General features: G+C 49.1%; 11 protein-coding genes and 1 pseudogene. 2 read left to right on the forward strand and 10 right to left on the reverse strand.

The annotated features are described in order from the left end of the window. Positions 1-61: 61 nt before the first annotated feature. Genes FEK46_RS20285 through FEK46_RS20320 form a run of 9 tightly spaced genes read right to left on the reverse strand, consistent with a single transcriptional unit; the run spans position 62 to position 6,893 of the window. Positions 62-1,372, reverse strand: a complete 1,311-nt coding sequence (locus tag FEK46_RS20285; protein WP_130209854.1) for a TRAP transporter large permease — start codon at positions 1,370-1,372, stop codon at positions 62-64. Continuing rightward, positions 1,372-1,833, reverse strand: coding sequence for a TRAP transporter small permease (locus FEK46_RS20290; protein WP_130209852.1), 462 nt, complete (start codon positions 1,831-1,833; stop codon positions 1,372-1,374). The genes FEK46_RS20285 and FEK46_RS20290 overlap by 1 nt, the downstream gene beginning before the upstream one ends. Before the next feature lie 59 nt (positions 1,834-1,892). Beyond that, a complete protein-coding gene (locus FEK46_RS20295; RefSeq protein WP_130259817.1) occupies positions 1,893-2,861 on the reverse strand; it encodes a C4-dicarboxylate TRAP transporter substrate-binding protein in 969 nt (322 codons plus the stop codon). Positions 2,862-2,888: 27 nt separating this feature from the next. Further along, entirely contained in the window at positions 2,889-4,085 is a 1,197-nt protein-coding gene (locus FEK46_RS20300) for a UxaA family hydrolase (protein ID WP_130209848.1), read from the reverse strand. Next, positions 4,085-4,396 carry a UxaA family hydrolase gene (locus tag FEK46_RS20305; RefSeq protein ID WP_130215002.1) on the reverse strand — a complete coding sequence of 104 codons (312 nt, stop codon included), beginning with the start codon at positions 4,394-4,396 and terminating at the stop codon, positions 4,085-4,087. The genes FEK46_RS20300 and FEK46_RS20305 overlap by 1 nt, the downstream gene beginning before the upstream one ends. 14 nt (positions 4,397-4,410) lie before the next feature. Continuing rightward, positions 4,411-5,166, reverse strand: coding sequence for an SDR family NAD(P)-dependent oxidoreductase (locus FEK46_RS20310; protein WP_130209846.1), 756 nt, complete (start codon positions 5,164-5,166; stop codon positions 4,411-4,413). A gap of 11 nt (positions 5,167-5,177) precedes the next feature. Further along, entirely contained in the window at positions 5,178-5,723 is a 546-nt protein-coding gene (locus tag FEK46_RS23820) for a zinc-binding dehydrogenase (protein WP_346763852.1), read from the reverse strand. Beyond that, positions 5,724-6,191: an alcohol dehydrogenase catalytic domain-containing protein gene (locus FEK46_RS23825; RefSeq protein ID WP_240731139.1), complete on the reverse strand. Its 468-nt coding sequence runs from the start codon at positions 6,189-6,191 to the stop codon at positions 5,724-5,726. It lies immediately after the preceding gene. A 12-nt stretch (positions 6,192-6,203) separates the two neighbouring features. Then, a complete protein-coding gene (locus FEK46_RS20320) occupies positions 6,204-6,893 on the reverse strand; it encodes an RraA family protein (RefSeq protein WP_240725799.1) in 690 nt (229 codons plus the stop codon). Positions 6,894-7,152: 259 nt separating this feature from the next. Between FEK46_RS20320 and FEK46_RS20325 the strand changes: the two genes are divergently transcribed. After that, the gene (locus tag FEK46_RS20325) at positions 7,153-7,866 is read left to right on the forward strand and encodes a FadR/GntR family transcriptional regulator (protein ID WP_135559929.1); all 714 of its coding nucleotides are present in this window, start codon (positions 7,153-7,155) and stop codon (positions 7,864-7,866) included. Between the two features lie 39 nt (positions 7,867-7,905). On the opposite strand, the pseudogene FEK46_RS20330 reads toward FEK46_RS20325, so the two are convergent. Next, positions 7,906-9,114, reverse strand: a pseudogene (locus FEK46_RS20330) (transposase). Positions 9,115-9,136: 22 nt separating this feature from the next. Here FEK46_RS20330 and tnpA point away from each other — a divergent pair. Next, a complete protein-coding gene (gene tnpA / locus FEK46_RS20335; protein ID WP_165383352.1) occupies positions 9,137-9,553 on the forward strand; it encodes an IS200/IS605 family transposase in 417 nt (138 codons plus the stop codon). Positions 9,554-9,647 lie beyond the last annotated feature (94 nt).

Below are 9,647 nucleotides of genomic sequence, written 5' to 3' on the forward strand. Positions count from 1 at the left end.
AAAATACCCCCGAAAAAAATCACGGGGGTCATACTCAATAAAAGGGTATTACATTTATTGTTTAAACCAGCAGCAAAGATATTATCGGAATATAGGTAATGACCAACAGAAGTAAAATCAGACTTATCAGTAGTGGCACCGCTTCTCGCATAAATTGTCCGACTGAAACCTGTACGGTATTACACACCAGCAGCATCACCGTTCCGACAGGCGGTGATAACGTTCCTAACGATAAGTTGAGGATCATGATGATGCCAAAATGCACCGGATCAATGCCAAAATGCGCCACCACAGGTTTGAGCAACGGCACTAATATCAGCAGGATGGCGCTGCCTTCAAGGAACATGCCAAGCACCAGCAGCAATAGATTAATAATCAATAAAAAGACGTATTTATTATCGGTCAGAGAGGTCACAAACTCCGCAACTGTTATACCGGCCCGCTCAAGGGAAAATATCCAGCCCAGCGCGGCACTCGCCATAATGATTAACATGACTGACGCCGTGGAACGCGCTGTCTCAGAGAGCGCAGTAAATACATGGCTAATTTTCAGTTCGCGATAAATGACAAAACCAATAAACATCACCAATAATACTGCTACGGCTCCGGCTTCCGTTGGCGTGAAGATATTTGCCCGAATGCCGCCGATAACCGCAACGATTAAAAACAGTGCTGGCCAGGCCTGCACCAGAGCCACCGACACTTCTTTCGGTTTTGGCCAGTGTTCGCTGGAAGGCTTTAAATCGCGACGAATAGCCACCAGCCAGACGGTGACAATCAACATCGCGGCGCACAGCAGTCCCGGAAGGATCCCGGCCATAAACATGGAACCGATGGAGACATCCGCCACCAGTCCGTAAAGGATCAGAGCAATACCCGGTGGGATAATAGGCGTGATCAGCGAGCCGCTGGCAGTTATCGCAGCGGCAAAGCCACGGGAATAACCTTTCTGTTCCATTTCCGGCACCATCATGCGCGACAACATCGCAGCATCCGCCAGGTTAGAAGCACTGACGCCGCCCATCATGGTACTCACCAGAATGTTAGCCCCGCCCAGGCCACCGCGCATTCTACCAACCAACACGTTGGCAATTTGCAAAATACGCGCGGCAATACCGGTATAGCTCATTAGCGTACCTAATAAGATAAAAAACGGAATAGCTAACAGCGAAGGAGTTTGCGTCGTGGCAATCAAACGCTGAATTGCCACCATTAACGGTACGTTTGAATAGCAAAGGAAGTAGGTCAGAATGCCGCAAAACATCGCCAGCCATACCGGCATATTAATAAATAAACAGATGAACATCAGCGGAATGATCATCAGCCAGTTATCCAGCCAACTTCCCGCCAGTAATTCACTCAATGCGGTCATTATTCACCTTCCTTGTTGGGTGTTTTCTTTATCAGGTGTAAGGCGGTAAAACAGGCAATGCCGATAGCGCCAACCGTGACTGCAATATCGATCCAGAACCAGGATATTTTTAATATTTGTGTTGTTTTAAACGCTGTCCCGGCAGCTAATTTCCATGCAGACCAGGCCATAACAACCAGCAAAATAATAGATATCAGAGAGACAAATAAGGTTAATACGCGTTGCCAGCGAGGTGTAAGTGCATCAGCTAAAAATGGAATCGATAAATGAGTATTATCTCTTTCAGCAACAACGGCACCGAACATCACCACCCAAACCATTAATAAACCGGAGATTTCTTCTGTCCATTGTAATGGCATATTAAATACGTAGCGCATGATTACCGCGCCAATGGTTATTATCACTAATAAAAAGAGCGTTAATACTGCGGCAACTTCAATTACTTTCCCTAAAAGACGCATACACACCTCTGCTCTTAACGGTCGGTGCCGAAACACCGACCTGTCCTTGTGCCATGAAGTTATTTCAGCTGTTGCTGAATAGTGTCATATAACCCCGGGGTCCATTCCGGGAATTGTTGGTACACTTTTAAGGCTTTTTCTTTGAAAGGAGCCACGTCAGGATAGATAATTTCTACGCCCTGCTCCTGCATGGTTTTCAACATTGCAGCGTCCTGCTCGGTGGTAATTTTCTGGCTATATAAACCAGCTTCATATGCTGTCTGGTGAATAATATCTAACTGCGCAGGTGTCAGGGTACTGAAAAATGCTTCGCCACCCAACCATAATGATGTATTGGTCAGATAGTTCACCATCGACAGATATTTCGCCTGCTCATGCAGTTTTTGCCCATAGAGAACAGAAACTGGGTTTTCCACGCCGTCGATCATCCCCTGCGTCAGCGCCGGATAAACGTCTCCCAGCGGCATCGGCGTTGGCGTTGCGCCCATTGCTTCAATGGCCTTAATCTGCATGACGTTATTCGGTACGCGAATCTTCATTCCTTTCAGGTCTTCCGGTGTACGAATTGGTTTTTTAGCAATGATCTGCCGGGTACCGTACAGATAGTTGCTCATGACAATATGCACACCTTTTTCCCGCAGCTTTTGTTCTTTCTGTTTAAACCAGTCGCTGGCATAAATCGCAAACAGTTTCTGCGGATCGTCGGTTAAATAAGGCCCAAATAATATTCCCAGGTCTGCATCATAGTCAGTTAAAAAACCAACATCACTGATGGTGATAATATTCATCCCCATCAACGCTTGCTCTGTAATATCTTGTTTAGAACCTAACTGTGAACTTGGGTAAAGCTCGAAAACAATATCTCCATTGCTTTTTTTCTTCACAAGATCTGCCCAGTACTTCACTACTGTATCCGCGGGTTCGCCAGGGTTACTTTCATAGGCGATTTTGATAGTTACCGGTGCGGCATTCAGCATCGGACTTAATATAGCGAAAAGAAATAAAAATGACGTCAGTAATTTCTTCATTATTATTACCTGTGAGAGCTTTATTGATTAACGGGGATCTGCCCGACAGACTGCGTTTTTGTTGTAATCAAATGCTTTATACGTTAAAACAAACTCCTGATGTTCCAGCCGTTCTGCGGCACAATGTTGACCGTTGGCGACATTTTCAATCACCTGCATAATATCGTCCGCAATGTCGTCGAGCGTTGCGCCTTCGCTAATAACTCGTCCGGCATTTACGTCCATATCGTCAGATAAATGCTCCCACGTCTGCGGGTTATTACACACTTTAATAATCGGTGCGATCACAGAACCAATAACCGAACCGCGCCCCGTGGTAAATAACACCATATGACAGCCAGAGGCGATAAGTTCCAGCGCTTCTGATGAGTCATTAATATTCGGATAACCAAAACGTGGCTCACCATCAGGCACAACGTCCATCAACCAAAGTCCGGGAAAAGGTGTTTGTTGTGTCGGTAAAATAACACCAGCAATATGCGCATCACCCGATTTGGTATATGCCCCGAGGGATTTTTCTTCCTGCGTGGTTAAGCCACCTTCGGCATTACCATTGGAAAAACTCCCCAGCCCCATCAAACTGTAATAACGCTCTGCTTTTGTCATTGCCGCTTCGATGGCATCACGTGCCTGCGGACTACCCGCTCGCGACATCATATGTTGCTCACAACCAAGCAACTCACCGCTTTCTTCAAAAATGCAGGTAGCCCCTTTCTCCAGCAACTGGTCAAAGGCACGCCCTACTGCCGGATTGCCCGTGATACCACTGGTGCCATCGGAACCACCGCAGATAGTGCCAACCACCAGGTCGCTCCAGTTCAGAGTACAACGCGGTGTATCCGCAAGCTGTTCCAGCATTTCAGCGACCAACTGCTTACCCTGAGTAATGGTGTTGGTCGTACCTTTATTTTCCTGAATCACCAGCGTATGACACGGTCGCCCGCTTTCGCGAACTTCTTGCTCCAGCCGACGGCGATCGAAATTCTCGCATCCCAGCGAAATAATCAGTACGCCGCCAACGTTGCTATGCGTCGCCAGATTTTTCACCAGCCGATAGCCGTAATCGCTGGGATAACAACCTGAAAAACCAAAATACTGCACATCGTGACAAGGAAATCCCTCGGCAATCTTTTTAGCGACGTGGCTGGCACACTCCACCATAAAGATTACCTGCACAGTATTACGAATACCCGGTCGGCCATTTTGCCGTACATAACCTTCCATTATGCTTTTTCCTCTGGCTGATAGCCGGCATCATCATGATGAAAAATGGCGATGGCATTGCTGGCAAGATTATGGGAATGCACATGTTCACCCATGGCAATATCACGAGTGGCATGTCCGATAATGGCGCCATATTTCAGAATCGAATCACCATTGTTCAGCGCTTCGCAGGCCAGTTTGTGACCCAGGGTAACGGAACTACAGGCCACCATTTCCCCCCCATCCCACCAGACAACATCGCCACTGGCGATGTCATTCAGCGCGACCACGCAGTTATCTCTGGCATGAAGCTTTAACGCACGTTTGCGCATAATTCCTCCGTACATCAGAAGCCGATTAATGCACCGCCATCGACCACCAGCACCTGACCACTGACAAATGCCGCTGCGTCTGAAGCCAGGTAAACCGCTGCCCAACCGATATCTTCCGGCTTACCGAATTTTTTCATCGGTGTACGACCAAGGATTTTGTTACGGCGTTCGTCATCACCCTCAATGGCCTTACGCAGCATCGGCGTATCAATCCAGCCAGGCGCAATACCATTGACGCGAATCCCGTGTCCGGCAAGCTCCGTGGTCATACCGCGAATCATGCCGAGATAGGCTGACTTCGCAGCGCTGTAGCCAGTAACCAGAGGCTGCCCAAGAAATGAGGTCATAGAGGCGGTAAACAGCACACAACCTTGACCGCGTTGTTTCATATGCGGCACAAGGGCTTTGGTTAACGCAAATGCACCGACCACGTGAACGTCGAGCACTGACTCAAAATCACTGACGCTCATCTCTTCAATCGGTTTTTTACAGTGATTGCCTGCGTTATTGACCAGGATATCGATAGCCCCGTGTTCGCTAATAAGCGCATCAACTTTTTCCTGCGCGGCTGCGGTATCGCCGACATCCATTTGTATCCAACTGGCCTGCGAACCTAATGTTCCAGCGGTAGCTTGTGCCAGCTCGCTGTTCAGGTCAGCAATAATGACCTTCGCCCCGCTGACTATCATGCATTTGGCCATTGCCAGCCCCAATCCACTGGCCGCCCCTGTAATCAGCGCGGTTTTGTTATGTAAAGAAAAAGCATTCATGGTGTCGCTCCTTAAAGGTCAATGAGGATTTTGGTATACGCGCCGGGATCACTTGCCCAGTCGCTAAAAGCGTGATCGGCCTGTTCCAGCGGGTAGTGAGCACTCACCAGATTGCTGACCGGATAACGCCCGGACTCCATCAACGCCAGCACGGCACGAAAATCCGCCACGGTGGCATTGCGCGAACCACGGATATCCAGTTCTTTCATCAGGAACTGCGCACTCTGATAACTCACTGGTTGTTTGGCGTAACCGACATAAACCACACGACCGCTAAACGCCACCAGCCCTGTAGCCTGTTCAATGGTTTGTTGATTACCCACCGCTTCAATCACCACTTCCGGGCCGCGACCGTCATTTAACAGCGCCAGTTCTGCCGCCACGTCACATTGCTGCGAATTAAGAAAACGTTGCGCGCCGCACTCCTGGGCAATGTTCTGCTTGCGATCATCAATATCGATAGCAATTACGCGCGCGCCCATTGCAGATGCAGCGGCTATAGCGCCGAGGCCAATCACCCCACAACCAATAACAGCGACCCATTCACCGACATTAATTTACGCACGTCTGGCTGCATGTAGTCCCACCGCCAACGGTTCTACCAGCGCTAACTCATCAACACTTAAGGCATTACAAACAATGACCTTATGTGCAGGCATCGTCAGTTGTTGCGCCATCCCACCCTGACGCTGTACACCGAGAGTCTGGTTGTTCTTACAGGCGTTAGGACGACCGCTCAGACAGGAGCTGCACACGCCACACTCAGTGCACGGCAGTACGACCACCCGGTCACCAGGCTTGATCGCCCCCGCCATATCGCCAGTTGCCAGCACCGTGCCGCCAATTTCATGCCCCGGAATACAGGGATAATTAACCAGCGGATTCAGCCCCCGCCAGGTATTGAGGTCAGAGCCACACAGCCCAACACGCTCAACATTGATAAGCACTTCTCCTTTCCCGCAGACCGGTTCGGGGATATCAACAAATCGCGCCTGACTTCCCTGCTCAATGGTTAATGCCTTCATTCGTTGCTCTCCTTACATTACGCCGAAGGTTTCAAAGGCCTGTACCGTGCTCATGCCATCACTGATGGCTTTGCGCACTTCACTTTCAGTTGCCACTTTTTCCAGCGCCTGGCTAATAACTTCTTTCTCAACAACCTGGGGAATAATCAGTAATCCGTCACGATCGCCAAACACGATATCGCCCGGATTCACCCGCACACCGTGAAATTCGATGGGTACGCCGAAATCGATAACTTTGCCGCGCGGACCTTGATCCTGTGCGTAAGTGCCATGGCAAAAGGTGGGAAATTTCAATTCAAGAATTTCAGCAGAGTCACGGGCGTAACCATCAAGTACCGCACCTGCTGCTTTCAGATGCATGGCACGGGTAGACATCAACCCGCCCCATAACGCATAGCGCAGAGAGCTGCCCGTAGTGATGTAAACATCATTCTCTTTGAGGGCATCCAGCGCTTCAAACATGATGCCAAACGGTTTTTCGCCGATCGCCGTCTTACCCGACGTCGATTTGGTTTCGTAAACGTCGGACTCCAGCACCGGCATTGCCCGGCCTGCCACCACCATATTCACCTCCAGCGGCTTGATTGCCGGAGAAACAAACTGGTGCATATAGCCCAGCGTGTCGAGAATATCGCCAACCACGGCGGTAAATAGCCGGGTTTTCATCAACGCAAAAAGTTCGTTATCACTCTTCCACATCATATTTACCTATAAGCCTGTTTAACAGGTTTATAGGGTAAGGAGAAAAAGCGCACAATACTGCGATGGGCGTCACGAAAAAATTGGGGATTTACTATTTCTTCGCCACGCTTTGACGCAATATGTCTTTGATTCGCACTGTATGGCGGGCGCACAGGCGCAGTAGTCTATTGATAATCAAGGGTTCTGGAGGAAAATATGAAGGATACAGTCCCGGTATTCTGGATTTTACCGACCAGGAAAAAGTACAACAGGAGTAAAAATGAGTGAGAGTGCGTTATTGACCAGCGTAACGTTATCGTCACAGGTCAAAAATCATATTCTTAATCTGATCGCCGAACAAAAATTGACACCGGGGATGCCAGTTCCCAGTGAAGTTCAGTTGATTCAGAAATTGGGCGTCAGTCGGGGTATTGTGCGTGAGGCCTATCGTTCACTTGCCGCCCTGGGGATTCTGGAAACGCACAGCGGTAAAGTGCCACGAATCAAAAAATTTGATGATGAAGTGCTGCGCGTGGTGTTTGGATTTGCCCTGGCGACCGAACAAGTGACAACAGAGCAAATTCTTCAAGTACGCCGCTGGCTGGAGTTGGGCGTTGTGGAAGCGGCTGCCCGTAATGGCGAAGAGGAAGATTTAGCTAACCTACGGGCTGAAATGGCAAAAATCCGCGAACAGTTCGATGATGTTGAAAGCTTTATCACCCATGATATCCGCTTCCATCAGTTACTCGCCGTTGCCTCAAAAAATCCGCTTTTTATGATGTTATTGCAGGCATTACATCAGCAGTTGCGGCAATCCATCCAGGAGGGGTTAAACGCCCAAAGCGATCAAAAAGAGTATGGCAATCACATCATCACACTACACCAGAAAATCTGCGACGCGGTGTGTGCCAGAGATGTCGAAACGGCGACTCAAGCCATGAAATCACACTTCGACAGCCCGGTCAGTGCACTGATCAATAATTCCTCGCCTTGACATCCTCCACGCCCTGCATGACGAGGATCCCTGCTACGTTCAGCCTGTCGCCTGAATCATTTCGGTGGGTTCCTGCTTCAACGGGCGGCCTGACTGCACCATCCCTCCATAGGCAAGAACGGCGCGCCCCGCCGCTAAAATGTTACGAGCGCCGTTTACATCGGCGTTCGCTGTATATCCACATACCTGGCATCTGAATTTACTTTGTGACAGGCGATTTTCTTTCGCTGTATGACCACAGCACGCGCAACGCTGGCTTGTGTACGCTGGCGGAACCGCAAGCACCTGACCGCCACGCCAGAGCTTTTTGTACTCAATCTGGCGGCGCATTTCATACCAGCCCTGATCCAGTATCGAACGGTTTAAACCTGATTTTGCCCGGACATTGCGCCCCGGCTGGCTGACCGTACCCGCTGCTGACTTTGACATGTTGCTGACCTTCAAATCCTCAATGACTATCATTGCGTGTTTTTTGCTGATTGTCGTTGTGACTTTGTGAAGGTAGTCCCTGCGGATATTTGCGATACGGGAATGCAGACACTGTATTTTGCGTTTCTGCTTCTGCCAGTTGTTGCTGAATTTGACCTTGCGGCTTAACTGTCGCTGAAGTCTCGCCAGCTTTTTCTGGTTTTTCTGAAAACTGTTTACAGGCTCAAAGACTGTGCCATCTGACAGGGTGGCAAGTTTAGCCACGCCAGCATCCAGTCCGACCATTGATACTGAAGGATGAACAGGAGTAGATACTTCACTTTCAGTCTGAATACTGATGTACCACTTACCGCAGGACTGGCTGACTGTGACATTTTTTACAACCCCCATGACCTGACGACTGTTCCGGTAGCGCATCCAGCCAAGTTTCGGCAGAAAAATACGGCTGTTTTCCTGATCGAGCTTAACGCCCTGTGGGTAGCGGAATGCATCATTCTGTCCCCGCTTTTAGAATCGGGGAAAAGCCGCACGCTTCTGGAAGAAATTTTTGTAGGCTCGCTCAAGGTCTTTCAGTGACTGTTGCAATGGCTGTGCTGGAGCATCTTTAAGCCATTGTGTTTCAGTGGCATTTTTCCACTCAACCAACCAGGAAGCCATTTTCGCGTAAGGGATGTATTTATTACCGGCCTCATGATTCTCATTCTGAAGCGCCAGAGCACGATTGAAAACGAAACGACACGCGCCCGCGAAGCGCCTCATTTCACGCTCCTGTTGACCACCGGGTCTTCACTGGAATTTAAATGCCTGTAGTCGTTTCACCGGTCAAATTATATTTTGGTCTATGAAAAAAGAAACCGATATCCGACGCGGAAGGCACTGTGTTTTCCTGATGCATGTTCATTTGGTCTTTGTCACCAAATACAGACGCCAGATTTTTGACTATGACGCGACAGGAAAACTACGCACTTACTTTTCAAATGTATGTGCTGATTTTGAAGCTGAACTGGTTGAAATGGATGGCGAACAAGATCACGTCCATTTGTTAATTAACTATCCACCCAAACTGGCGATATCCAGTCTGGTAAACAGCCTCAAAGGCGTATCGAGTAGGTTACTGCGACGAGATCGACCAGATATTGCAGTCAGGTATTACTACAAAGGCGTTTTGTGGAGTCCCGGCTATTTTGCCAGTAGCTGCGGAGGTGCGCCAATATCCGTCATCCACCAATACATTGAACAACAGCAAACACCTGGTTAGGTGGAAAACCGCGCCTTATATCCCCGCCCTGATTGAACTGCCCCCATAAACCTGGACAGTGATAATTAGTCCGTGGAGTGCCCCCAAGCCCGTA

The sequence above is a fragment of the Escherichia sp. E4736 genome (assembly GCF_005781225.1).
GTDB lineage: Bacteria > Pseudomonadota > Gammaproteobacteria > Enterobacterales > Enterobacteriaceae > Escherichia.

What these genes read in the sequence shown, in the direction of transcription:
- FEK46_RS20305 (WP_130215002.1), bottom strand. Translation starts at nt 4,396, where the DNA reads ATGCGCAAACGTGCGTTAAAGCTTCATGCCAGAGATAACTGCGTGGTC.
- tnpA (WP_165383352.1), top strand. Translation starts at nt 9,137, where the DNA reads ATGAAAAAAGAAACCGATATCCGACGCGGAAGGCACTGTGTTTTCCTG.
- FEK46_RS20285 (WP_130209854.1), bottom strand. Translation starts at nt 1,372, where the DNA reads ATGACCGCATTGAGTGAATTACTGGCGGGAAGTTGGCTGGATAACTGG.
- FEK46_RS20320 (WP_240725799.1), bottom strand. Translation starts at nt 6,893, where the DNA reads ATGATGTGGAAGAGTGATAACGAACTTTTTGCGTTGATGAAAACCCGG.
- FEK46_RS20325 (WP_135559929.1), top strand. Translation starts at nt 7,153, where the DNA reads ATGAGTGAGAGTGCGTTATTGACCAGCGTAACGTTATCGTCACAGGTC.
- FEK46_RS20290 (WP_130209852.1), bottom strand. Translation starts at nt 1,833, where the DNA reads ATGCGTCTTTTAGGGAAAGTAATTGAAGTTGCCGCAGTATTAACGCTC.
- FEK46_RS23825 (WP_240731139.1), bottom strand. Translation starts at nt 6,191, where the DNA reads ATGAAGGCATTAACCATTGAGCAGGGAAGTCAGGCGCGATTTGTTGAT.
- FEK46_RS20300 (WP_130209848.1), bottom strand. Translation starts at nt 4,085, where the DNA reads ATGGAAGGTTATGTACGGCAAAATGGCCGACCGGGTATTCGTAATACT.
- FEK46_RS20295 (WP_130259817.1), bottom strand. Translation starts at nt 2,861, where the DNA reads ATGAAGAAATTACTGACGTCATTTTTATTTCTTTTCGCTATATTAAGT.
- FEK46_RS20310 (WP_130209846.1), bottom strand. Translation starts at nt 5,166, where the DNA reads ATGAATGCTTTTTCTTTACATAACAAAACCGCGCTGATTACAGGGGCG.